This window comes from Streptomyces sp. NPDC055287 (assembly GCF_053646035.1).
Genome location: NZ_JBSHNE010000030.1, coordinates 56275 through 78672 on the forward strand (window position 1 = coordinate 56275; position 22398 = coordinate 78672).

Annotated in this window: 25 protein-coding genes and 2 pseudogenes; 17 read left to right on the top strand and 10 right to left on the bottom strand. The window is 68.6% G+C overall.

Going from position 1 to position 22398, the window contains the following annotated elements:
* Positions 1–32: 32 nt before the first annotated feature.
* Entirely contained in the window at positions 33–500 is a 468-nt protein-coding gene (locus tag ACWIHY_RS31140) for a GntR family transcriptional regulator (protein ID WP_454379383.1), read from the top strand.
* Positions 497–1069, top strand: coding sequence for an HD domain-containing protein (locus ACWIHY_RS31145; RefSeq protein ID WP_454379384.1), 573 nt, complete (start codon positions 497–499; stop codon positions 1067–1069). Before ACWIHY_RS31140 ends, ACWIHY_RS31145 begins: the two co-directional genes overlap by 4 nt.
* Here ACWIHY_RS31145 and ACWIHY_RS31150 read toward each other — a convergent pair.
* Together ACWIHY_RS31150 and ACWIHY_RS31155 are read right to left on the bottom strand one after the other, a co-directional pair.
* The gene (locus ACWIHY_RS31150) at positions 1057–1530 is read right to left on the bottom strand and encodes an NUDIX domain-containing protein (RefSeq protein ID WP_454379386.1); all 474 of its coding nucleotides are present in this window, start codon (positions 1528–1530) and stop codon (positions 1057–1059) included. The genes ACWIHY_RS31145 and ACWIHY_RS31150 overlap by 13 nt on opposite strands.
* Before the next feature lie 2 nt (positions 1531–1532).
* Positions 1533–2291, bottom strand: a complete 759-nt coding sequence (locus ACWIHY_RS31155) for a helix-turn-helix domain-containing protein (RefSeq protein ID WP_454379387.1) — start codon at positions 2289–2291, stop codon at positions 1533–1535.
* 819 nt (positions 2292–3110) lie between these two features.
* Between ACWIHY_RS31155 and ACWIHY_RS31160 the strand changes: the two genes are divergently transcribed.
* From ACWIHY_RS31160 to ACWIHY_RS31225, 14 genes are all read left to right on the top strand, one after another.
* Positions 3111–3428, top strand: coding sequence for a hypothetical protein (locus ACWIHY_RS31160; protein ID WP_454379389.1), 318 nt, complete (start codon positions 3111–3113; stop codon positions 3426–3428).
* A complete protein-coding gene (locus ACWIHY_RS31165) occupies positions 3425–4024 on the top strand; it encodes a hypothetical protein (RefSeq protein ID WP_454379390.1) in 600 nt (199 codons plus the stop codon). The genes ACWIHY_RS31160 and ACWIHY_RS31165 overlap by 4 nt, the downstream gene beginning before the upstream one ends.
* The gene (locus ACWIHY_RS31170; RefSeq protein WP_454379392.1) at positions 4021–4662 is read left to right on the top strand and encodes a GGDEF domain-containing protein; all 642 of its coding nucleotides are present in this window, start codon (positions 4021–4023) and stop codon (positions 4660–4662) included. The genes ACWIHY_RS31165 and ACWIHY_RS31170 overlap by 4 nt, the downstream gene beginning before the upstream one ends.
* The gene (locus ACWIHY_RS31175; RefSeq protein WP_454379393.1) at positions 4659–5780 is read left to right on the top strand and encodes a conjugal transfer protein; all 1122 of its coding nucleotides are present in this window, start codon (positions 4659–4661) and stop codon (positions 5778–5780) included. Before ACWIHY_RS31170 ends, ACWIHY_RS31175 begins: the two co-directional genes overlap by 4 nt.
* Entirely contained in the window at positions 5780–6166 is a 387-nt protein-coding gene (locus ACWIHY_RS31180) for an RRQRL motif-containing zinc-binding protein (RefSeq protein ID WP_454379395.1), read from the top strand. Before ACWIHY_RS31175 ends, ACWIHY_RS31180 begins: the two co-directional genes overlap by 1 nt.
* Before the next feature lie 96 nt (positions 6167–6262).
* On the top strand, positions 6263–8440 hold the full coding sequence (locus ACWIHY_RS31185; protein ID WP_454379397.1) for a cell division protein FtsK: 2178 nt from the start codon (positions 6263–6265) through the stop codon (positions 8438–8440).
* Positions 8441–8579: 139 nt separating this feature from the next.
* The gene (locus ACWIHY_RS31190; RefSeq protein ID WP_454379399.1) at positions 8580–8861 is read left to right on the top strand and encodes a hypothetical protein; all 282 of its coding nucleotides are present in this window, start codon (positions 8580–8582) and stop codon (positions 8859–8861) included.
* Between the two features lie 4 nt (positions 8862–8865).
* The gene (locus tag ACWIHY_RS31195) at positions 8866–9054 is read left to right on the top strand and encodes a hypothetical protein (RefSeq protein ID WP_454379401.1); all 189 of its coding nucleotides are present in this window, start codon (positions 8866–8868) and stop codon (positions 9052–9054) included.
* 10 nt (positions 9055–9064) lie between these two features.
* Positions 9065–9673, top strand: a complete 609-nt coding sequence (locus ACWIHY_RS31200) for a hypothetical protein (RefSeq protein ID WP_454379403.1) — start codon at positions 9065–9067, stop codon at positions 9671–9673.
* A 3-nt stretch (positions 9674–9676) separates the two neighbouring features.
* A complete protein-coding gene (locus ACWIHY_RS31205; RefSeq protein WP_454379405.1) occupies positions 9677–10150 on the top strand; it encodes a hypothetical protein in 474 nt (157 codons plus the stop codon).
* 85 nt (positions 10151–10235) lie between these two features.
* Positions 10236–11123, top strand: a complete 888-nt coding sequence (locus ACWIHY_RS31210; RefSeq protein WP_454379407.1) for a bifunctional DNA primase/polymerase — start codon at positions 10236–10238, stop codon at positions 11121–11123.
* A 2-nt stretch (positions 11124–11125) separates the two neighbouring features.
* Positions 11126–12601, top strand: coding sequence for an ATP-binding protein (locus ACWIHY_RS31215; protein ID WP_454379426.1), 1476 nt, complete (start codon positions 11126–11128; stop codon positions 12599–12601).
* Between the two features lie 434 nt (positions 12602–13035).
* Positions 13036–13278, top strand: coding sequence for a helix-turn-helix transcriptional regulator (locus ACWIHY_RS31220; protein ID WP_454379409.1), 243 nt, complete (start codon positions 13036–13038; stop codon positions 13276–13278).
* A 71-nt stretch (positions 13279–13349) separates the two neighbouring features.
* Positions 13350–14609 (top strand): tyrosine-type recombinase/integrase, encoded by a 1260-nt coding sequence (locus ACWIHY_RS31225; protein WP_454379411.1) that lies wholly within the window; start codon positions 13350–13352, stop codon positions 14607–14609.
* Between the two features lie 166 nt (positions 14610–14775).
* Here ACWIHY_RS31225 and ACWIHY_RS31230 read toward each other — a convergent pair whose 3' ends face one another.
* From ACWIHY_RS31230 to rpsB, 5 genes are all read right to left on the bottom strand, one after another.
* Positions 14776–15774: a phosphatidate cytidylyltransferase gene (locus ACWIHY_RS31230; RefSeq protein WP_454379413.1), complete on the bottom strand. Its 999-nt coding sequence runs from the start codon at positions 15772–15774 to the stop codon at positions 14776–14778.
* A complete protein-coding gene (gene frr, locus ACWIHY_RS31235) occupies positions 15774–16331 on the bottom strand; it encodes a ribosome recycling factor (RefSeq protein ID WP_454379415.1) in 558 nt (185 codons plus the stop codon). Before frr ends, ACWIHY_RS31230 begins: the two co-directional genes overlap by 1 nt.
* Before the next feature lie 130 nt (positions 16332–16461).
* Positions 16462–17217 (bottom strand): UMP kinase, encoded by a 756-nt coding sequence (gene pyrH / locus ACWIHY_RS31240; protein WP_454379417.1) that lies wholly within the window; start codon positions 17215–17217, stop codon positions 16462–16464.
* A 158-nt stretch (positions 17218–17375) separates the two neighbouring features.
* On the bottom strand, positions 17376–18212 hold the full coding sequence (tsf, locus tag ACWIHY_RS31245; protein WP_454379419.1) for a translation elongation factor Ts: 837 nt from the start codon (positions 18210–18212) through the stop codon (positions 17376–17378).
* A gap of 102 nt (positions 18213–18314) precedes the next feature.
* On the bottom strand, positions 18315–19226 hold the full coding sequence (gene rpsB / locus ACWIHY_RS31250) for a 30S ribosomal protein S2 (protein ID WP_454379420.1): 912 nt from the start codon (positions 19224–19226) through the stop codon (positions 18315–18317).
* A gap of 321 nt (positions 19227–19547) precedes the next feature.
* On the opposite strand from rpsB, the pseudogene ACWIHY_RS31255 reads away from it, so the two are divergent.
* Positions 19548–19901: pseudogene (locus tag ACWIHY_RS31255) on the top strand (peptidoglycan DD-metalloendopeptidase family protein); the annotation flags it as partial.
* Between the two features lie 188 nt (positions 19902–20089).
* Here ACWIHY_RS31255 and ACWIHY_RS31260 read toward each other — a convergent pair.
* The 3 genes and pseudogenes from ACWIHY_RS31260 to ACWIHY_RS31270 all read right to left on the bottom strand — a co-directional run.
* Positions 20090–20653 (bottom strand): TetR/AcrR family transcriptional regulator, encoded by a 564-nt coding sequence (locus ACWIHY_RS31260; protein WP_454379428.1) that lies wholly within the window; start codon positions 20651–20653, stop codon positions 20090–20092.
* Positions 20654–20748: 95 nt separating this feature from the next.
* A complete protein-coding gene (whiG, locus tag ACWIHY_RS31265; RefSeq protein ID WP_454379421.1) occupies positions 20749–21585 on the bottom strand; it encodes an RNA polymerase sigma factor WhiG in 837 nt (278 codons plus the stop codon).
* A gap of 242 nt (positions 21586–21827) precedes the next feature.
* Positions 21828–22304: pseudogene (locus ACWIHY_RS31270) on the bottom strand (DNA-processing protein DprA); the annotation flags it as partial.
* Between the last annotated feature and the right edge of the window lie 94 nt (positions 22305–22398).

Consider the following 22398-nt stretch of genomic DNA (forward strand, 5'->3'; position numbering starts at 1 on the left):
ACAGACGACGGGTGGATGGAGAGGGAGAGCGAGTGTCACAACAGACCAGCCCTCGGGGGACCTTCTTGCAAATCGCTGAGGCGGTGAAGATTCAAATTCGGTCCAACCCCGAGATGACGGAGCTTCCGAAGCTGGCGGACCTGATGGACGCCCATGGGGTGTCCCGTGGCGTCGTACTCCGAGCCTTCGCCGTGCTGCGGGAAGAAGGAGTCGCGGAACCGGTACCCGGTGGCCGCTGGAGGGTGCTCAGGGAAGGGAAGCACGCAGAGCGCCGGCCACTGGCCGACCGCATCGCCGATGTGATCACGGATGACGGACTAAAGGTGGGGGAAGCGTTCCCAAGTGCGTCCGCGCTGTCGACACGGTTCGGGGTATCACGGCCCACGGTGGCCAAGGCCTTGGACAAGCTGGAGGTCGCCGGACTTCTGTCAGAGGGAGGCCAAGGGAAGGTGCGGACCGTCCGAGCCCTGCCGAACCAAGAGGAGCGATCACAGCCGTGAGCACCACGAGCTTGACCGAGTGGGCCTACCCCCTCGCTGAATCGCTGCTGGCTAAGCCGCTCCCCCGTAGGTGGAAGCACTCGCTGGGGGTAGCGGAGCGAGCCCGAACGCTCGCCCCGATCCTCGGCACGGACGCCGACCTGATGGAGGCCGCCGCAGTGCTCCATGACATCGGCTACTCGCCGGACCTCGCTAAGACCGGCTTTCACCCGCTGGATGGCGCGCGGCACCTCCGAGAGACGTCCCACTCTGACGAGCGCGTCGTACGCCTCGTGGCGCATCACTCGTGTGCCTGGATGGAAGCGGAGGCACGCGGACTGCGCGAGGAGCTGGAGGACGAGTTCCCCAGGGAGCACTCTCATCTGAATGACGCGCTCTGCTACTGCGACATGAACACCACCCCGGATGGCAGCCCTACGAATCCGGTGGACCGGGTGAACGAGATCGCCGGGCGTTACGGGCCGGACAGCCTGATCGGCACGTTCATCCGTCGCGCCGAACCGGAGATTCTGGCGAGCACGGCACGGGTCCTCGAACGGCTCGCTACCGCCCAGCGTCAACCGATGTAGGGCACCGTCCGCGTCCCGTCCATCGCGTGCTCAATCCTGAGTCGCATGGTCGGGTGGATGTCGAACTCTGGCAGGTCCGCTGGGTCGACCCAGCGGACCTGTGTCGTCTCGTCACTCGTACGAACATCACCACCGACCGGCCGCGCGCGAAAGCAGATGCTGAACTGCTGCCGGGCCTCGCCGTCGTCGTACAGCATCACGTGGCCGGGGTCGGTGTAGATCCCCGACATGTCGACGACTTCCGCCTTGATCCCGGTCTCTTCCCAGACCTCGCGAATCACGGTGTCGCTGATGGACTCGCCAACATCATGGCCACCTCCCGGCAGCGCCCACCGGCCGTTGTCGGAGCGCTTGATCATCAGAACCTGTCCCGCGTCGTTCTGCACGAACGCAACAACGGACGGCACGACGGAATTGGCCGGCGGAGCGTCGGGGTCGTGAAGGTAGTCGATGCGTCCCATGTTCAGGCTCCCTTGATGTCGTGTTCTGTCACCTGGCGTGCTCCGCCCCAGGTCTGCTCGATGCTATTCGCGTACGTGTCGAACAGCCCCCCGCCTGGGAGCCGCCGCAGATGGAACACCGGGGCCATGTAGGCGCCGATGCCGTAGACATGGGTGTTTACCAACATCTCGTCATCTGCCCGGAAAAGGGAGTTGTAGAGCGTGGCATCGTGCAGCCGGAAGCCGATGTCCGGATGACTCGCGAAGAGCGGGCGGTAGTTCATCAAGGCGTTGCGAATCTTCCCGTCCATGATCCGGTGCCCTTCGTCGATGCCTCTCTGCTTAACAGCAGGGCAATCGGGGTCTCCCAGCAGGATGCGCACCTGGGTGTTCCGCTCCACCTTCGCCTTGAGAAGGTCGTGGAACAGCGGGTCCTCGGACAGCCATAGTCCGGAGTAGACGAGAACGTCGAGGTGCCTTTCTGTACGCGCGTACAGCTCGCGCCACAGGCCCGCAGGCACCATGTGACGGTGCGGATAGATGGTGACGATCTCCGCCTTGCTCAGGTCCGTTGCGCTGTCGACGGCACGGGAATCGCTCCACAGCGTCGTCACGTCGACCTTGAGCAGCGCCGCAGTGGCGTACTGATGGCGCCGGTACGGCACCTTGCCCTGCGTGATCCAGCGCTCGACTGTCTTCGGGTTCACCTCGATCGAGTCAGCGAGATCTTGCACCGTCATGCCCTGTGCCAAAAGAGCTGAACGCAAACGCTCGTTGGACATCTCCACCCCCGATGGGACGTCTAGGGAGCTCTTGACGGTAGCCAGATCAACCTGAGCTGTCCACGGATGGGGTAACCAACGCCCCCTACCTGCACTGATTCTGATGGTGCGCCAGGAAGTCCCCGGCTAGAAGCCACGAAGTTCGGACGTGCTACTTGACGCAAGTCGATGCAGTACCTGTAATAGAGGTACTGCATCACCCGGTGCCTGCACCAGCCGGAAGACCCGGGAAGGCGACGTTGTCGCTCGCCGACGGGCTGGGAGGGCTTGTTCCTTGAGAACTGAACAGTGGACGAAAGATTCGACGGGGTCGTCCCCGTCCCCGCGACGGCCGGGTGATGACCGTCGACGACCGTGGTTGATGCCGGTGCTGGAGCCCCGTGAGGGTTCCGGTCGGCTTGCGGTCGTTCTGCTGGCGCCGAGCAGTGCGAATAGGGCGCCCCGATACAGCGAGGCTCGGGACCGGAATGCCATGGCCACGGCGCCGGTGAAGCCCTCGCGTTCCCTTCTCCGTGATCGGAGATCGTCATGGCCCGCTTACATACGCAGGCGCTGCCCGTGCTGGACCGGCACCGGCAGCCATGCCCACAGCGTCACCGCATGACCCGTTGCGCGAGGGAGCCCCGGAGTACCTCCGGCGCTTGTCGCGCGGCTTAGCCAGCGTCCGCAGCGCTCGTTCTGCGGCCGGTTGCCTCCCCCGCCCGTCTCGTACGGGCGGGGCTGAGGGGAGCCGGAACAGGCTCTGCACCGGACTGGTCGCCTCTCTCCAAGACCGCGACCGCGCCCGGTTCCTCCGTCCCTTCGCCAGGAGAGATCCGCATGCGTAGCTACATCGGCAACCATCACGTTTTGAACGGCATCGAGTTCAAGGAACTGGCACTCGGCTTCGACGAGCTGCCGCTGGGCCTGGACCGCGACTTGTTCCGTGGCCCGCTCACCCCGGAGTCGCCCGAGGACCGGGCGGCCCGCGAGGCGGTGGCCCGGGAGGTCATCGCGGAACTGGCCGCGCAGGGGGAGGTCGGGGACGAGGTCGCCGCGTGGGACGCGCTGTACGCCGACGCGCTCACCCGCACCGTGCCGTTCCTGCGCTCCGCCCGGGCCGCCGGCCGTTCCGCTGGGACGGGGGTTGCGGCATGAGGACCCTGGCCCCGGACTTCGAGGTACTGGCGGACCACACCGGCAAGCCCCGGCCCGCCGTCAACACGTCGCTGAGCTACGAGCAGGCGCGGTTGGGCACGGCCTTCCACGAGGCCGCTCACGCGGTGCTGTCCCTGGCGTATGGCATGCACATCAGCAGCAGCGAGGTCATCGCCTGGCGGACCGGTGACGACGGCTGGGCGGTGACGGGCACGACCACGCACCTGGCGCAGGGCATCTCGCCGTGGCGCTTTGCCGCGCAGTGCGCTGCCGGAGAGCTGGCCCATGTGCAGTACCTGCTGACCCACGGGCTGTGGACGCCGGATCGGGCTCTGGCGTGTGCGGCGAACCATGACCGTGAGCTGGCCATCGACGTGCTGAACCAGTTCGGCTACCAGCTCGGACGCGACCACACTCCCGAGGGCGGCAAGTCCTGGGGCATGGTGCGCGGCATGGCCCGGCGCAAGATGTACGGGCTGTGGTTCGAGATCTCCGCCGTGGCGCACGCCATGAACGAGCGCGACGTCCTCACCGGTGACGAGATCGCCGCACTGACCGGCCTGGTCAACCCCGAGATTGCCGGGGGTGCCCAGTGAGCCAGACCCTGACAACTCTGGCCGCAGCCCTTCCGCTCGCGGCCGGATGGTCCGTGCACAGCCTGCGGCTGCGGCGCCGCATCGAGGCCGCCCGCCGCGACCCGCTGACGAACCTGATGCGACGTGAGGCGTTCGAGGACCGCGCCGGGCGCGACCTGCGCAAGGACCTCACGTCCGTGGTGGTCATTGATCTCGACGGCTTCAAGGCCCTGAACGACAGCCACGGCCACGCGGCTGGGGATGTCGGGCTGGTCGTCATCGCCGCGCGCCTGAACGACTGGGCGATCCGCATGGGTGGATGCGCGGCACGGCTGGGCGGGGACGAGTTCGCCGCTGTGATCACGGCCGGGCACTTCGTGGACCTGGTGTCGGCTCTGGGGGAGCTGCACGAGACGTTGAGCGAGCCGTTCACCTTCGAGGGCGAGCGGGTGGCACTGGGCGCTTCCATCGGCGCCATCCGCGACGACGGTGACTTGGCCGGCACTCTGCCCGCGCTGATGCGCCGGGCGGATGAGGCGATGTACGTGGCGAAGCAGGCCGGGGGCGGCTGGTACGTCGCTGAGGGTCTGACCCCGGTACGCGAGACGGTCAACGGCCGCCGCAAGGGGCGTCCGGGCACCGGCTGGGAGGTGTCATGATGGCCACCCGAAAGTCGCTGACCACGGCACAGAAGGTCGTCCTGGCGGCTGCGTTCGTGCCCATGCTGGCCACCGGTGTCGGCGGTGGCGTTGGGACATACAGCAACATCAGCCGCGCCTACGGCAAGGGCACGGCGCTGGGAGCGGTCGCGGCCGGTGAGGGCGCGACCGCCGTCCTGGCGCTCGTGCTGCTCGGGCTGACGATGCTGGGGCAGTCCTCCCCGGCCATCATCCGGCTGGGCCTGTGGGCTCTTCCCGCCGCCGCCTCAGCGATGGCCGCGACGGCCGCCGATGACCCGGGCCGCACCGTCATCTACGCGGTGACGCCGATGGGCATGTGCGTGTCGGCGGAAGGCATGGCCTTCCTGGCCCGGCGGATCGTCGTCCACCAGGACGGGCGCGACATCGAGGCCGAAGCGAAGGCCGCCGCCGTGGTCCGGGCACTGGCCTACCACCGGGCCCGTGCCGTGAACCACCCGCAGGCATGGGTGCGCAAGTCGTCGGACCGCACGTCCTGGAAACTCGCTCGGAAGGTCGGGTTGGGCGACGCGTCGTTGGGTGTGCGCCTGCTGGACATCCAGCGCGAGCGCGTCACCAGCGGCGCCGACGCTGCCCTGGCGGCCATGTTCACGGCGCCCTCCGCATACCAGGATGAAACATCGGAGATCGCCATAAATCGGTTGGGGTCTGACCTGCAAGAGTCGGCCCCCGCACCGGTGCCCGCCGTGCGGGAGGTGCCCGCGCTCCAGTCGGCCGACGTCCAGCCGGAACCCGAGCCGGTTGGCCCCAGTCCGGCCGCTGTCGAGTCGGCCGAGCCGGTAGCGGTCCCGGAACCGACTCAGTCGGCTCCGGTCAAGGCGGTCGCCGCTGTGGAGTCGGGTCCGCGTCGGGCGACCGGTCGGGTACCGCAGTCGGCCCGCACGCCCCGACCGACCCGGACCGCCGACCAACTGCTGAGCGAGGCCCGCAAGGCCACGGCGGACTGGTCGGATGCCGAGCTGACGGCCGACGCGATCCGCAAGGCGGTCCGTACGTCGTCCGCCAACGGCCGCATGCTCCGCGACACGCTCAAGAAAGAGCGCACCGAGGGCGGCGGCACTGAGGCGACGGCCGCGTGATGGCCAGCCGTCTCCATGACCCGGACGGCACCCGCTACGGCATCCCGACGTTCGGCTGGCGGATGGCTCCCGAGGACTACGCCACCCGCCGTCAGCTTCGAGCCCGCGGCTTGCGCCCGGGCGGACAGGACGTCGCCGCACAGGTCCTGTGGTACTCGCGCCGCTACTGGCGCAAGGGCAAGAGCCCCATCCGGGTCGCCTACCTGTACCGCATCGACCACGCGAAGCCGGTACGGCCGATGACGCCCGCGAAGTGGGCGGCACTCGCCAAGGCGAACGCAACCCAACAGATCTGCCCTGAGTGCCGGCGGGATGCCGGGTATCGCATCCCGACCTCGCTCGGCATGTGCGTGACCTGCGCCGACGCACCCCAACTCGCTGCCTGAACCAGCAGCTTCGCCCAGCGGGGCCCGGACGGTCGGCCGACGAAAGCGCCGTCCGGGCCCCTTCCCACTCCAGTCGACAGAGGGAGCAGATCCACCGTGTCTGACATCCACGTCACTGACCAGAGCGAGGAGCTTGAGCGTCCTGACGCCGAGGTCTTCGACATCACCACCAAACGCCCCGCCGAACCTGCCCCGGCACCGGCCGAAGCCGCTGTCCCCTCCCCGCCGGCCAAAGTCGAGGACGACGAGGACGAGGAGGCGCCCCGGCTGCGGCCGGTCGACTCGCCCGACCTGCCCGCCCCGGGCATCACGACCTACAAGCGCAAGCCGATCCTGCCGAGCTGGCTGCTGTCGAAGCCTGGGTTCGTCTCCACCACCCAGCGCGCGGCGAGTAACGCGTTCTACTCCACCGCCTTCCACGGCATCCGAACCCCCTGGTACGCCCTCCAACTGGGCCTGAACGCCCCGCGCGGCGTGGCCCGCCTGGTGCGCGACACCAACCGGTGGGTGTGGGACGCCGAAGCGGCTCCGCTGCGGGCCTACGAGGTGTTCCACGAGAACACGGCCGAGTACCTCAAGCTGACGCGTCAGCGGGACGCACGCGTGCGACTGAGGGTGTTCGTCACCACGGTGGCGCTCGTCTTCGGCAGCGCGATCGCGCTGACCCTGTACGTCATGGCCCCCGGCTGGCTGGCGGTGCTGGCGTCGGCTGTGGTGCTGATGTGCGGGTTCTGGGGCGCGCCGCAGGATCAGCCGGTGATCGGGCCTGCGGTGCTCAAGACCGAACTCCAGAAGCTCACGGGGCCGATCGTGCTGCGCGCTTTGGACAACATCGGCAACGCGAAGCTGTCGGCCGCCATCAAGAAGGGTGGCGACATGAACGGGATGCACTTCACCTCGGAGATCACCCGTGACGGGCCCGGATACCGCGCTGACCTTGACCTTCCCTGGGGTGTGACGCCGGAGGACATCATGGAGGCCCGCAAGCCGCTCGCCTCTGGTCTGCGGCGGAAGGTCGGCTGCGTGTGGCCCTCGGCTGATCCGACCGAGCATGAGGGGCGGCTGGTCCTGTGGGTGGGTGACAAGCCCATGAACGAGACCACGAAGCCCGAGTGGCCGCTGTTGAAGTCGGGCAGCGTGGACCTGTTCAAGCCGGTCGTCTTCGGTAATGACCAGCGGATGAGCGACGTGACCGTGACGCTGATGTTCGCCAGTGTGGTCGTCGGCTCCATCCCGCGTATGGGAAAGACGTTCCTGATGCGCCTGTTCCTGCTCATCGCAGCCCTCGACCCGCGCGCCGAGCTGTACGCGTTCGACTTCAAGGGCACCGGCGACTTCGGCGCCCTGGAGCCGGTCTGCCACCGCTACCGGGCCGGTGAGGAAGACGAAGACATCCTCTACACCCTTCACGCCCTGCGGGAGTTGAAGGAGGAACTGCGCAGGCGGGCGAAGGTCATCAAGTCCCTGCCTCGCTCGCGCTGCCCGGAGTCGAAGGTCACGCCCGAGCTGGCGAGCGACAAGGCCCTTGGGCTGCACCCGATCGTCGTCGGCCTGGACGAGTGCCAGAAGTCGTTCGAGCACTCGGAGCACGGGATGGAGATCGAGGACATCTGCACCGACATCGCCAAGCGGGGCCCGGCTCTGGGCATCGTCGGCATGTTCGGCACCCAGCGCCCCGACGCCAAGTCGCTGCCCCCAGGCATCTCCGCCAACGCAGTGCTGCGGTTCTGCCTGAAGGTCATGGGCCACACCGCCAACGACATGGTCCTCGGTACCGGCGCCTACAAGGCCGGATACCGGGCCACGATGTTCTCCCGAGCCGACCGGGGCATCTGCTGGATGGCCGGTGAGGGAGACGACCCCCGCATCGTCGCCTCCGCCTTCGTCGACGCACTCAAAGCCGAGCAAGTAGTCGTGCGGGCACGCAAGATGCGCGAGGAGTACGGCAACGTCACCGGCCACGCCATCGGCCAGGAACCCGAGAGCGGTGAGGCCGCCTTCGATCTGCTGGCCGACATCCTCAAGGTGGTGCCGGCCGACGAGGACAAGGTGTGGAACGAGAAGGTCGCCGCACGACTGGCCACGCTCCGCCCGGAGGTCTACGGCGGCTGGAAGGCCGAGACGGTCACCTCGAACCTCAAGCCACACGGCGTCACCGCCCAAGACGTCTGGGGCACCAGCGACAAAGGCAAGGGCACCACCCGCCGGGGCATCACCCGCGCCGACATCACCAAAGCAATCACACTCCGTGACGGAAACCGGTCCGGGGACTGACGCGCACGGGTGCTAGACCTAGCAGCCGCCGTTGCTAGGTCTAGCACCTCCGCTAGCACCCTACATGGGCTCTGATCAGCGACCTCGTACCTAGCACCCCACCTGCGAAAACGCCCGAAATCCGCCTGGAAGGCACTCCATGACCCTCTACCTCCTTGCTAGCGCCTGCCTACTCGTCGTCACTCTCGGTTACGCCAGCCTGTGTGCGTCATCGCCGTTCGGTGACTGCCGCAAGTGCAAGGGCTTCGGCTACGCGCTCAAGAAAGACCGGCGCGGCAACCTCCGCCCCGGCAAGACCTGCCGCCGCTGCCGGGGCTTGCGCAAGCGCATACGCGTCGGCCGCCACCTCTACAACGTGTGGCTGCGCCTCTACCGCGACGCCACCCCCACCCCCACCAAAAAGTTCACCCCGAAGGGATAACCCCATGGCCATCACCGTCTCCCTCGTCGCCCTGTTCGGCCTCGTCCTGTTCTTCCTGCTCCGCTCCAAGTCCCTCGGCTACGGGTCCGCGTTCGTCGCCATGATGTTCGGCTTCTACCTCGCCTCCACCGGGGCCTCCCAGCCGATGAACGACCTGACGACCGCCGTCGTCGAGGCCCTCGGCAACCTCTAGGAGGCTGGTCGTGAACGAACCCCTCGTCGCCCGCCACTGGCTCGCCCTCGCCGCCCCCAAAGCGGCCCCCGCCGTGGCCACAACCACCGTGCTGATCCTCGGCAGGATCTGGAACGCCAACGGCGCCGAACACTCCGTCGGCAACGCGGCCCTCATGGTCGTCCTGGCCGCCGGGGCCGCGACCGCCGGCGCTTTCGCCTCCGCTGGCCGCGCGGGTGATCCGGTCATCGCCGGTACCGCGTTCGCCAGCTCCGGAGCACTGGCCCTGGCCGGGGTCGCCGGATACGCCGACGGCCTGCCGCTCCCGCTGCTGCTGTGGGCACTGACCACCGCCGTGGCGTACGGCATCGCGGCCCGCTACTGGCGCACCGACCGCCGAGAACACCTCGCACACCAGCGGCACACCGCCGAACGGCGCGAGGAACACGGCCACGTCGAGCGCGTGGAAGCCCTGCGCGCCGGAGCACAGATCGAAGTCGCCCGCTCCGGCGCCGCCTACGCGGAGCAACTCGCCCAGGCCCTCATCCACCGCGAGGCGCTGCCCGGCTTCGACCCCGCCCAGCTCACCCGCGCCGGGCTGCCCCAACTGCCCGCCATCAAGAACTCCAAGGAGATCTGAGCCATGTTCGAGATCCGCGTCATCTGCGACCCCGCCGACACCGAGCGCATCACGACCACCCTCAACGGCCTGTTCGACACCGGCCCCGTACGCCGCTACCCCTCACGCGGCACGGAGAAGGACCGCCTGTACGTCACCGCCGACCACCGGCCGCACTCGGATTCGTGGCCGACACCGCAAGAGGCGTACGCGACCGCACCAAGCATCATCAGCGAGATCGGCTGGACCGCCCAGGCCGCCACCGACAAGCCGTTCGGCCAGGACATCGGGCGAGAGTTCTGGCTCCGCAAAGCGGCCGTTCTGGACCGCATCGCACTCGGTCACGATGGCGACACCAACGACGCGGCAGACCTCGCAACCCACGCCGCCCGCCACGTGATGGAAGCCGACGGAGTCACCCCCGACCGTCTGAACGGCGACCCGCGTCAGTACGTCCGTCAGCAGTACGCCCGGTGGGCCAAGACCAAGAACCAGTAGATACGCCCGGGGCGGTCGCTCTCTCTCCAAAGACCGCGACCGCCCCGGCTCTCCGTCCCTTCGCAGAAACAGGAGAAATCCCAGCATGACATCTGACTGCAAGACCGCGCTCCCGCGCGTGACCAATCACCCCGACGGGGACCACCTGCGAACCGCACTGGCACTGGCCACGGCCGGTGTGCCGGTGCTGCCCCTGCGGGCAGGAAAGCTGCCGTTCGGAAACTGCCGCGTCTGTGCTGACAGCGCGTGCGGCGGGCGGCCACACATGAAGAGTGCCGGCACCTGCCAGTGCCCGGCCGTGTGCCACGGATGGGCCGCCGCAACCACCGACACCCGCGTCATCACCTCCGCCGCCTGGGCCCCGGCGTGGCGGCAAGCCGTATCCATCGCGTACCACCCGGGCGGGACCGGGCTGACCGTCGTGGACCTGGACAACGCCGAAGCCGCAGCGTGGGCGCGGGAGACCTTGCCGCCCACGTGCACAGTGGCGACCACGCGCGGCGAGCACTGGATCTACCAGGGAACCGTGCGGTCGGCCAACGCCGTGCGCCCCGGAGTGGACATCAAGTCGCTCATGTCCTACGCCCGGTGGCTCGGTCCCGGCACCGGCTCCATGACCGAGCTGCCGGACGCCGTACGCGCCCTGGTCGTCAAGGAGCCATCCCCGGTCCGGCCCGCGCAGCACGCCGTCGCCGTCCCCGCGCCGGTCGGGGGCGGGGAGTGCCGCCACCGCACACCCGCCTATCTGGACCGTGGCATCGCCATGGCCGAGCAGCGCATCACCGAGGCGAGCAGTGCGGTGCACGCGACGGTCTACCGGACCTTCCTCGCCGTGCTGTCCACACACGGCCGGTGCGGCTGCCTCACCGACACCCACATGGCGCGGCTGTTCGCCGCCGCCCAGACCAAGGGCGAATCACTCCGGCACTGCACCGACGCGTGGACCAACGCCCGCACCAGGTTGGGACTGTGACCATGGCAGACGACGAGAAGAATCCCGCCCGCGAGGTCATCACCGACTACGCGCAAGAGCACTTCCGGTACTTCCGTACCGCCGAGGGGACCGTGTACGCGCAGAAGAACGGCCACCCCGTGGCCCGCCCGATCCGCTCCCAGGGCACGACGGGCAGCCACCGACAGGAACTCATGGTGGGCCTGTTCAAGGACGGACACGGCATGTTCAACGGAACCGCGCTCAAGGAGGCGTTGGACTTGATCGAAGCACTCGCGCTGACCGAGGACACCCAGGCCGTCAACATCCGCGTCGCCCCCGGATTCGACGGGGCGACGTGGCTGGACCTGGGCCGCAACGACGGGCAGTCCGCCCGCATCCACCCCACCGGATGGGACATCCTCACCCCCGACCCTCGCGAGGTGTGCTGGCGCCGCACCCAGCTCACCGGAGAACTCCCGTTGCCGGCCAAGGACACCGACGGCAAGGGCATCGACCACCTGATGCGGCTGTGCAACTTCGCCACCGCGGAGACCGAGTGCCTGGCCATCGCCTGGCTGATCGGCTGCCTCGGACCGTCCGTGCCCGTACCCGCGCCGTTCCTCACTGGCCCCCAAGGGGCGGGCAAGTCCACCGGGGGCCGGATGCTCGTGCGGATCATCGAGGGGATGAGCGGCGACCTGCGCCGGGCCCCGAAGGACGAGGAGAACCTGATCGCGGCGGTCGCGGCCGGGTGGGTCACCGCCCTGGACAACCTTTCCCACATGACGCCGGACCTGTCCGACGCCATGTGCTGCATCGTCACCGGAGCCGAGAGCGTCAAGCGCGCCCTGTTCACCGACGGGGACGTTCACCGGGCCCGCTATCGCCGCCCGCTGCTCCTGACCGGCATTGATGTCGGCGTCATCCGGCCCGACCTCGCGGAACGGCTCCTGCCCCTGCGCCTGGAGCGGCCCCGCATGAGGCGCACCGAGGCGGAACTCTGGGCGGAGTTCGAAGAGGCGCTGCCCATCGTCCTCGGCTCTCTCCTGGACCTCGCGGTCAAGGTCCGCGCGGCCGAGGCGGAGACCCCCACCGATCTACGGATGGCCGACTTCGCCCGCCTGTGCGCGCAGCTCGACGCGGCAACCGGCCTCGGAGCGCTCACCGCCTACCGGGCCAGCCTGGACGACCTGAACGACGACGTGATCGAGGGCGACCTCCTCGCGCAGACCGTCCTCCAGCACGCCGACACCATCGAACCGGGCGGCGACCAGCGCATGACCTCCACCGAGTGGCTGCACTGCCTCAGCCGCCTCTACAGCGGCGACGAACTGCGCCCCCTACCCAAAGGCTGGCCGACCACCGGCAAAGTCCTCTCCGACCGGCTCAAGCGCCTCCAACCGACGCTGGCCGCCCGGGGGGTCCTCATCGACAGCGGCCGCACCCGCGAAGGCCGCTACCTCGAAATGACCCGCCCAGCCACGCCACCCTCATACGAGCAGCCGGGCGTGTTCTGATCAGCACCGCGCGCTCGCCGGGACAAGCAAGAAGAGCACCGGGCGCCCCGTGCTCTTCTTGCTGTTCGGCGGAACGCCGCGCGGTAGTCGCGCCGCGCAGCGGCTCCTTCTTCACGCTGTGAGGCGCACGGAACTACAACAGACACCCCCTCTTTTGTCCTAAGAGGGAAGACGCTGCGTCACCTGCGTCACGCGGACGGGAAAACGGCCCCTGAGCTGCAGCTACAGGCGTGACGCAGACGGCGGCCTCTGCGTCATCCTGCGTCATCTGCGTCACCCGATGACGCATCCCGTGACGCACCGATGACGCACCCCCACACCGCCGCGTCACACAAAGCCGCAGGTCATAAGCCCGTATGACGCTGGTGACGCTGTGACGCAGAAATCCGCACTTAGGACAGGTACAGCCGTCGCCCTCCCCAAGGAGTCGCATCGTGGCCCCGAAACGCACTCCCGAGTCCGACCCGCAGACAACCCTGCGCGCCGGCCTCCCTGACCGCTACCTCACCCCCGACGACCTCATCGAGATGTTCAGCCTGCCGAGCACCGAAACGCTCTACACCTGGCGCAAGACGGGCGTCGGCCCACCCGCCATCCGCATCGGCAAGTACCTGCGCTACGACCCCGCCGCCGTCCGGGCCTGGGTCGAGAGCAACACCGACACCGCCGCCGCCTGACAACCCCACCAACCAGCAGGGGCACGACCGACACAGGGCGTGCCCCTGCTGCATGCCCACAGGAGCATCCTTTGGCCGGCCACATCCAAGACCGCTGGTTCAAGACCGAGACCAACACCGACGGCAAGACCATCCGAGTGAAGACCAACCGCTATGGGCTCGGACTCCGCTACCGCGCCCGCTACGTCGGCCCCGACGGCACCGAGAAGTCAAAGTCCTTTCCGGATCGCCAAAAGCGGCTCGCTGAGAACTGGCTCGCCAATGTCGCCTCCGACATGTCGCGGGGCCAGTACATCGATCCTCGCGCGGCACGGGTGACGTTCAAGGGGTACGCCGAGACGTGGCTCAAGGCGCACAGCGCCGACCTGTCCAGCCAGATCGGCACCGAGCAGCGCCTACGCCTTCACGCCTTTCCGGTCCTCGGGTCCCGCCCGCTCGACTCCTTCCGGCCGGAACACCTGCGCGGGCTGGTGAGCGCCCTTGAGTCCGACCCGGGCGTGAGCGGCGCATACGCGCGCAACATCTACGGCGACGTTCGAGCCGTGCTGAGCGCGGCCGTGGACGACGGTCTACTGCCTCGCAATCCCTGCTCCGCGAAGTCCGTGCGCCCGCCGACAGTCGAGCGTCGGCGGGTTACTCCGTGGCTTCCCTCTCAGGTCCAGGCAGTACGCAAGGCTCTACCTGCGCGCTACCGGACCATGGTGGACACCGGGGCGGGCTGCGGGTTGCGGCAGGGAGAGATCGTGGGACTCGCAGAGGACGCGCTCGACTTCGAGGGGGGCATGCTCAGGGTCGTCCGGCAAGTCAAGCTCATCCAGGGAAAGGCCGTGTTCGCGCCGCCGAAGTGCAACAAGGAACGCGACGTGCCGCTGCCGTCCTCGGTAGCGGAGGCCCTGCGGGCGCACATGGACGCCTGCAAGCCGGTCGAGGTCACCTTGCCGTGGCGTAAGCCGGACGGTCCGAAGGTGACGGCCCGCCTTCTGTTCACGAACACCGCGAACGGTGTCGTCTGGCGGAGCAACTTCAACATCCAGGAGTGGAAGCCCGCTCTTGCGCTGGCCGGTCTCATCCCGGGCGCGCGGGACGGCAAGTACGACTCCGCCCGTGAACACGGGATGCACGCTCTCAGGCACTTCTACGCCTCGGTGCTGCTGGAGGCCGGCGAGAGCATCAAGGCCGTCAGCCAGTACCTGGGGCACGCCGATCCCGCGCTCACGTTGCGGGTGTACGCGCACCTCATGCCGTCGAGCCGGGAACGGACCCGGAACGCCATTGACGGGCTGTTCTTGCCCGCCTCTGAAGGGGCCGACGGCCCAGAGACGGCCCAGTAGCACGCGAACGGCCCCTGACGAGCACTAAACGCGCTGGTCAGGGGCCGTTCGCTCCCGGATCGCCGCCAGTTCTCCAGGTACAGGCATGGTCATACCAGTGTCGCAGACATACGGAAAGGGCCCGCCGCCCTGTGGACGACGGACCCTTCACTCACAAAAGCGCAGTTCAGCCGGTCCCTACGAAGATCACCAGCAGCAGCCAGACCACCGGAGCGGTCGGCAGCAGCGAGTCGAGCCGGTCCATGATGCCGCCGTGGCCCGGCAGCAGCGTTCCCATGTCCTTGATCCCGAGGTCCCGCTTGATCATGGACTCGCCGAGGTCGCCCAACGTGGCGCTCGCGGCCACCGCGAGCCCCAGCAGCAGGCCCTGCCACCAGGTCCCGTCGTCGACCAGGAACTCCATGCACACCGCGCCCGCCGCCATCGCGAAGGCGATGGCGCCGCCAAGTCCTTCCCGGGTCTTGCCCGGGCTGATGCGCGGCGCGAGCTTGTGCTTGCCGAAGCGCCAGCCCACGGCGTACGCCCCGGTGTCGCTGACCACGGTCAGCAGCAGGAAGGTGAGTACCCGCTGCGCGCCGTCGTCGGCCGCCAGCATCATCGCGACGAACGTGGCCAGGAACGGCACGTAGAACGCCGCGAACACGCCCGCCGTGACGTCCTTGAGGTAGCCCTCCGGCGGCTCGGTCATCCGCCAGACGAGCACGGCGAGCGCGGTGAGCGCCATGGCGACCCACGCGCCCTCGGCGCCCCTGACGTACCCGGCCACAACCATCGCCGCTCCGCCGACCGCGAGCGGCACCAGCGGAGCCTTGATCTGCTTGCGCTCTTCCAGCCGCGAGATCAGCTCCCACAGCCCGACCACTACGGCGACCGTTATCACGCCGATGAAGGCGGCTTTCCAGACGAACAGCGACGCGATGATGACCGCGCCGAGTGCCACGCCCACCCCTATGGCGGCACGCAGATCACGCCCCGCACGCTTCTTCTGCGGGGGCGTCGGCGGGGTGGGCATGGGCTCCTCGGGCGGCACGATGGGCATGGGGCGAGTCTGCTCGGCCGGATGCGCATCGTAAGCAGGACCCGCCGGGGCAGGCCCCTGGTCGGAGGGTCCCCACGCGGCGGCGTAGTCGCCCCGCGCCGGGGCCCCCCAGGAAGAGTCGTTCATCAGACCTCGAGCAGCTCGGCTTCCTTGTGCTTCAGCAGCTCGTCCACCTGCGCGGCGTACTTCGCGGTGGTGTCGTCGAGCTCCTTCTCCGCACGGCGGACCTCGTCCTCGCCGGACTCCTTGTCCTTGACGAGCTTGTCGAGGGTCTCCTTGGCCTTGCGACGGACCGAGCGGATCGAGATCTTGGAGTCCTCGGCCTTGGTCTTGGCGACCTTGATGAACTCCTTGCGGCGGTCCTGCGTCAACTCGGGGAACGTCACCCGGATGATGTTGCCGTCGTTGCTGGGGTTGACGCCCAGGTCGGAGTCGCGGATCGCCTGCTCGATGTTGCGCAGCGCATTCTTGTCGAACGGCGTCACGATCGCCATCCGGGCCTCGGGGACCGAGAACGAGGCGAGCTGGTTGATCGGCGTCAGCGCGCCGTAGTAGTCGGCCACGATCTTGTTGAACATCGCCGGGTGCGCACGGCCGGTGCGGATCGCGGCGAAGTCCTCCTTGGCCACCACGACGGCCTTCTCCATTTTCTCCTCGGCCTCGAGGAGGATTTCTTCGATCACCACTTGCTCCTGCGTGTCTCGATCGGGCCCTGCATGAACTGCATGAACAGACCCTGTGAACCTGCGTCTGTGAATGTGCGCGTCTTCTCTGCACGGTGTCCGACCGGCAGAGGGTTTGTCCATCCTCCGGTCAGGCCCGGGTGCCCCGGTCGCTCACGAGCGTGCCGATCTTCTCACCCTTGACCGCCCGCGCGATATTGCCCTCGGCGAGCAGCTCGAAGACGAGGATCGGAAGATTGTTGTCCCGGCAGAGGGTAATCGCCGTCATGTCGGCGACCTTGAGGTCCCGGGTGATGACCTCGCCGTACTCGAGCGCGTCGAACTTGACGGCGGCGGAGTTGGTCCGGGGGTCGGAGTCGTAGACCCCGTCGACACCGTTCTTGCCCATCAGCATGACCTCGGCGTCGATCTCCAGGGCCCGCTGAGCGGCTGTGGTGTCGGTGGAGAAGTAGGGCATGCCCATGCCGGCGCCGAAGATGACGACCCGGCCCTTCTCCAGATGGCGCACGGCGCGCAGCGGAATGTAGGGCTCGGCGACCTGGCCCATGGTGATGGCGGTCTGCACGCGGCTGTCGATGCCTTCCTTCTCCAGGAAGTCCTGGAGGGCGAGGCAGTTCATGACCGTGCCGAGCATGCCCATGTAGTCCGAGCGGGCCCGGTCCATGCCGCGCTGCTGGAGCTCGGCGCCACGGAAGAAGTTGCCGCCGCCGATGACGACCGCGATCTCCGCACCGTCACGCACGACGGCGGCGATCTCCCGCGCGATGGCGTGCACCACGTCAGGGTCCACACCCAGGCCGCCGCCGCCCGCGAACGCCTCGCCGGACAGCTTCAGCATGAAACGGCCGGTCACTTTGCCGTCGTCGCTCTTCTGGGTATTCGTCATGGAGATCTCCTAGTGCACATACGAAGAAGGCCATTGCCGGTGGGTGCTGAGTCCCGTGCGCGGCAATGGCCTCCTCGTAAGATCTGCGGTCGTCCGTTACGTGCGCGTCCGACTGCTGTAGACCCTAGCGGGGTCCACGCTCGATCGCTGAAACAGACTCAGATGCCGACCTTGATGCGCGAGAAGCGCTTCAGGGTGACACCGGCCTCGTCCAGAACCTTCTGGACGGACTTCTTGTTGTCCAGGGCGTACGGCTGGCCGAGGAGGGTGGCCTCCTTGAAGAAGCCGTTGACGCGACCCTCGACGATCTTCGGGAGCGCGGCCTCGGGCTTGCCCTCGGCGCGCGTGGTCTCCTCGGCGACGCGACGCTCGGCCTCGACGATCTCGGCGGGGACCTCGTCCCGGTCGAGGTACTTCGGGGCGAAGGCGGCGATGTGCTGGGCGATGCCACGGGCCAGGTCGGCGTCGGCCTTGTCCAGCTCGACCAGGACACCGATCTGCGGGGGCAGGTCGGGCATGGTGCGGTGCATGTACGCGGTCACGTAGGCGCCGGAGAACTGCGCGAAGCGGTCCAGGACGATCTTCTCGCCGAGGTTGGCGTTGGCCTCGTCGACGTACGCCTGGACGGTCTTGCCGGACTCGATCTCGGACGCGAGCAGCGCCTGGAGGTCGGCCGGGGACGTCGCGGAGACGTGGGCGGCGAGCGCGTTGGCGACGGCCTGGAACTTGTCACCCTTGGCGACGAAGTCCGTCTCGCACTTCAGCTCGAGCAGGACGCCGGAGGTCTCGTCCTCGGAGATGAGGGAGACGACGGCGCCGTTCTCGGCAGAACGGCCCTCGCGCTTGGCGACGCCCTTCTGGCCCTTGATGCGCAGAGCCTCGACGGCCTTGTCGACGTTGCCCTCGGCCTCGTCGAGCGCCTTCTTGCAGTCCATCATGCCGGCGCCGGTGAGCTCACGGAGCTTCTTGACGTCCGCGGCGGTGTAGTTCGCCATGATCTGTGAATCTCTCTCGAAGTCGAAACGAAGATCTACGGGTGGCGGCGGGGGCGGGCGCTTGTGACGCCCCGCCCCCGCCGTCGTCAACCGTGACGGGTGTCAGGCCTGCTCGGCCTCAGCGGCCGGGGCGGCCGGGGCGGCAGCCTCGTCGGCCTTCTCCGCGTCGGCGACCTTCTCGGTCTCGGCGGAGGTCTGCACCTCGGCGTCGGCGGCCGGGGCCTCGTCAGCCTTCTTGTCGCCCTCGAGCAGGTCGCGCTCCCACTCGGCGAGCGGCTCGCTGGCGGCCTTCTCGCCCGGCTTGGAGTCGCCGGTGGCGGCGCCGGAACGGGCGATGAGGCCCTCGGCGACGGCGTCGGCGATCACGCGGGTGAGCAGGGTGACGGAGCGGATCGCGTCGTCGTTGCCCGGGATCTTGTAGTCGACCTCGTCGGGGTCACAGTTGGTGTCGAGGATCGCGACGACCGGGATGTGGAGCTTGCGCGCCTCACCGACGGCGATGTGCTCCTTCTTGGTGTCCACGATCCAGACGGCGCTGGGCACCTTGGACATCTCGCGGATACCGCCGAGGGTCTTCTCCAGCTTGGTCTTCTCGCGGGAGAGGACCAGGAGCTCCTTCTTGGTGAGGCCCGACGCGGCCACATCCTCGAAGTCGATCTGCTCGAGCTCCTTCAGACGCTGAAGGCGCTTGTAGACGGTGGAGAAGTTGGTCAGCATGCCGCCGAGCCAGCGCTGGTTGACGTAGGGCATGCCCACGCGCGTCGCCTGCTCGGCGATCGCTTCCTGCGCCTGCTTCTTGGTGCCGACGAACATGATAGAGCCGCCGTGGGCGACGGTCTCCTTGACGAACTCGTAGGCGCGGTCGATGTACGACAGCGACTGGAGAAGGTCGATGATGTAGATGCCGTTGCGCTCCGTGAAGATGAAGCGCTTCATCTTCGGGTTCCAACGACGGGTCTGGTGACCGAAGTGGACGCCGCTTTCCAGCAGCTCCCGCATCGTGACGACGGCCATGGCCGTACTCCTTGAGTTACTCGGTTTGCCGCGTCCGCAGGATTGCGGGCGCGCCTGACGCCCCATGCGCCGTGCCACGAAGGACCGAGCGGCGCGGCCACCGACCGCAGAGAGGGTGTGGTGGCGGGGCGTGCGAAGTCGACCCGGTGACCCGGATCGCCACAAGAAGTGTACGGGACCTGCGCAGTGCCGGGTGACGGCGATGTCCACAACCGGACCGCGATCCACAGATCCGGGCCATGATCCCCACGGACCGGCCCGTAGCGGGACGGTTTGTGGATGCGACGAACGACTGTGCTGGTACTGCTCCTGGTCACCGCGATGTTCATCCCCTCCACGGACGCCACCGCCGGCGCGCCGCCGGACACGGCGGTGTGGCCGGTGGGTGGGCGCCCCCTGGTCGTACGGGCCTGGGAGCCGCCCCCGTCCCCCTACGCGGCCGGACACCGCGGCGCGGATCTCGCCGCCACGCCGGGCGAGCCGGTGCGGGCGGCCGCCTCCGGCCGGGTCTCCTTCGCGGGTCCGGTCGCCGGCCGCGGGGTCCTGACCGTCACCCTGCCGGACACGGGCGAGCCGCCGCTGCGGACGACGTACGAACCGGTGCGCGCGCTGGTCGCGAAGGGCGACGAGGTGAGAGCCGGGCAGGTGGTGGCCGTACTCCAGAACGGCCCGTTCCACTGCCAGTCCGGCTGCCTCCACTGGGGCCTGGCCAGAGGCAGGACCTACCTGAACCCTCTGACACTGCTACCGGCCCGGTCGCTCCGCCGCGGGCCGCCGCGTCTGCTGCCGGTCTTCGGCGTCCCCCTGGCCGCACCGGGCCGGGAAAGGGCGGGGTGGGGACCAGGCCCGCAGCGGGCGACGGCTCAGGCTCTGCCCTGGACGCCGTGCAGCGCCATGGCGACAGCCGTGTCCGCGATCACGTCCGAATCCTCCGCCGCACCGAGCTCGATGCGCCGCACCGCGGCGTCGACCACGCCCTGGAGCATCATCGCCGCCAGCCGGGGCTGCTCGTGCCCCAGTGCGCCGAGCGCCTCGACGATCATCGTCACCAGACCACCGTGCGCGGCGCGGATCTTCTCGCGCGCACCGGCGTCGAGCTCGCTCGCGGAGATCGCGACCACGGCGCGGTGGCGGCGGTCGCCGACGAGGACGAGCTGCGCGCGTACATAGGCCTCGACCTTGCCCGCCGGGTTTCCGGACCGCTCCATGGCGCTCTCGACCTCCGCGGCCCAGACCGGGAAGTCGACGGCGCACAGCTCTTCGACGACGGAGGCGCGGGAACGGAAGTACTCGTACACGGACGACCGGGCGAGGCCGGTGCGCTCAGCGAGGGCGGGGAAGGTCAGCGCTTCCGTACCGCCTTCGGACAGCAGGGAGCGGGCAGCGTCCAGCAGGGCGCCGCGCTGCATCGTCCGGTGCTCGGCCACCGAGGCCGCTCGAATCCTTGGCACGGTCCCACTTTACGGATGCGGCGCCGCCGTGACGACGGAACGGGAGCGGCAGGGACGATTCAGCGCCGCCGTCATCGCCCCGCGTCGGCCAGCTTCGCCCTGAGCTGGAGCACGGATTTGGTGTGGATCTGGCTGACGCGGCTCTCGGTCACCCCGAGCACATTGCCGATCTCGGCGAGGGTGAGGCCCTCGTAGTAGTACAGCGTCACCACGGTCTTCTCACGCTCGGGCAGCGTGTTGATGGCGCGGGCCAGCAGCCGGCGCAGCTCCCGGTCCTCGGCCACCTCTACCGGGTTGTCGGCGTGGGTGTCCTCGAGCGTGTCCATCAGACTGAGCCGGTCGCCGCCCTCGCCACCGGCGTGCAGCAGCTCTTCCAGGGCGACGACGTTCGCCAGCGACAACTGGCTGAAAACAGCGTGCAGTTCCTCCAGGAGGATGCCCATCTCCGAGGCGACCTCGCTCTCGGAGGGGGTACGGCGCAGCTGCGCCTCCAGCGTCGTGTAGGCGCGTTCGACCGCCTTGGCCTTCTGCCGCACCGAGCGCGGGATCCAGTCCAGGGCCCGCAGCTCGTCGATCATGGCGCCGCGGATGCGGGTGATCGCGTACGTCTCGAACTTGATGGACCGCTCGATGTCGAACTTCTCAATGGCGTCGATGAGCCCGAAGACGCCGGAGGAGACGAAGTCGGCCTGCTCGACATTGGGCGGCAGCCCGACACTCACCCGCCCCGCGACGTACTTCACCAGCGGCGAGTAGTGCAGGATCAGCTGCTCCCGCAGCCGCTCGTCGCCCGTGGTCTTGTACGACCGCCACAACTCGTCGAGCGACGAGGGTGCGGCGGGCCGCACGCTGCCACGCGCCGCGTGTGGCACTGCCGCGCGGTCAGACCCGGAGGTGTGCTGGGGCATGCGTTGCCTTGAGCCGTTCTGCTGTGACGTCGGGGGAAATCTTGCGTCTGGGCGGGAATCCTCGTGAGCGTAGCGTGACTGCGGTGTCGCAGTCCGCGCAGGATATGGGATGGCCCCCTTCAAGATGAATGCCGCGAGGCACGCCACTCTCCGGGGCCATCACCGTGTACGGCGGCCCCGGAGAGCGGTCCAGGAGGGCTGAGAAGGTCATCATCAGTACCTTTTCACCCGAATGCCGCTGGTCAAGGACCGCCTCGCCGCACGTTCGCATGGCCTACGGCGCCGGGCGTCAACTGCCATCCGTCACCCCGCCGTTCGACGAACCCCAAGGAGTGCAGTTCGTACAGCTTGCCGAGCGCGTCGTCGGGGGTGGTCCCCGCTCCCCGGGCGACGCCGCGCGCGTCGAGGCAGCCCCGGGCCGGCAGCGACTCCAGTACGAGAGCCGCGACCGGATCCAGCAGATCCCTGGGAAGGACCGGCCCCCGGCGCGCCGGGGCGAGGTCGCCGATGTCCCCGACCAGCTCCACCACCTCCGCGGCGTCGGTGACCAGTACCCCCTCGCCCCGCAGAAGTTCGTGCACGCCCGCCGAGAGTCCGCTGGTGGCGGGGCCGGGCACGCCCATCGTGAACCGTCCCAGCCGTTGCGCGCTGCGGGCCGTGACCAGCGAACCGCTGCGGTACTCAGCCTCCACCACGACCGTGCCCCGGGTCAGGGCCGCGTTCTCTGGGGGTTCAGTGGGGGTGGTGTGACGTTGCAGAAGCCCTCTCATAGGGTCCTACTGCAACAGGTCTCAGGGGGTGTGGCTCTGCGGC

What these genes read in the sequence shown, in the direction of transcription:
- ACWIHY_RS31150 (WP_454379386.1), bottom strand. Translation starts at nt 1,530, where the DNA reads ATGGGACGCATCGACTACCTTCACGACCCCGACGCTCCGCCGGCCAAT.
- ACWIHY_RS31155 (WP_454379387.1), bottom strand. Translation starts at nt 2,291, where the DNA reads ATGTCCAACGAGCGTTTGCGTTCAGCTCTTTTGGCACAGGGCATGACG.
- ACWIHY_RS31160 (WP_454379389.1), top strand. Translation starts at nt 3,111, where the DNA reads ATGCGTAGCTACATCGGCAACCATCACGTTTTGAACGGCATCGAGTTC.
- ACWIHY_RS31165 (WP_454379390.1), top strand. Translation starts at nt 3,425, where the DNA reads ATGAGGACCCTGGCCCCGGACTTCGAGGTACTGGCGGACCACACCGGC.
- ACWIHY_RS31175 (WP_454379393.1), top strand. Translation starts at nt 4,659, where the DNA reads ATGATGGCCACCCGAAAGTCGCTGACCACGGCACAGAAGGTCGTCCTG.
- ACWIHY_RS31180 (WP_454379395.1), top strand. Translation starts at nt 5,780, where the DNA reads ATGGCCAGCCGTCTCCATGACCCGGACGGCACCCGCTACGGCATCCCG.
- ACWIHY_RS31190 (WP_454379399.1), top strand. Translation starts at nt 8,580, where the DNA reads ATGACCCTCTACCTCCTTGCTAGCGCCTGCCTACTCGTCGTCACTCTC.
- ACWIHY_RS31195 (WP_454379401.1), top strand. Translation starts at nt 8,866, where the DNA reads ATGGCCATCACCGTCTCCCTCGTCGCCCTGTTCGGCCTCGTCCTGTTC.
- ACWIHY_RS31205 (WP_454379405.1), top strand. Translation starts at nt 9,677, where the DNA reads ATGTTCGAGATCCGCGTCATCTGCGACCCCGCCGACACCGAGCGCATC.
- ACWIHY_RS31210 (WP_454379407.1), top strand. Translation starts at nt 10,236, where the DNA reads ATGACATCTGACTGCAAGACCGCGCTCCCGCGCGTGACCAATCACCCC.
- ACWIHY_RS31215 (WP_454379426.1), top strand. Translation starts at nt 11,126, where the DNA reads ATGGCAGACGACGAGAAGAATCCCGCCCGCGAGGTCATCACCGACTAC.
- ACWIHY_RS31230 (WP_454379413.1), bottom strand. Translation starts at nt 15,774, where the DNA reads ATGAACGACTCTTCCTGGGGGGCCCCGGCGCGGGGCGACTACGCCGCC.
- pyrH (WP_454379417.1), bottom strand. Translation starts at nt 17,217, where the DNA reads ATGACGAATACCCAGAAGAGCGACGACGGCAAAGTGACCGGCCGTTTC.
- tsf (WP_454379419.1), bottom strand. Translation starts at nt 18,212, where the DNA reads ATGGCGAACTACACCGCCGCGGACGTCAAGAAGCTCCGTGAGCTCACC.
- rpsB (WP_454379420.1), bottom strand. Translation starts at nt 19,226, where the DNA reads ATGGCCGTCGTCACGATGCGGGAGCTGCTGGAAAGCGGCGTCCACTTC.
- whiG (WP_454379421.1), bottom strand. Translation starts at nt 21,585, where the DNA reads ATGCCCCAGCACACCTCCGGGTCTGACCGCGCGGCAGTGCCACACGCG.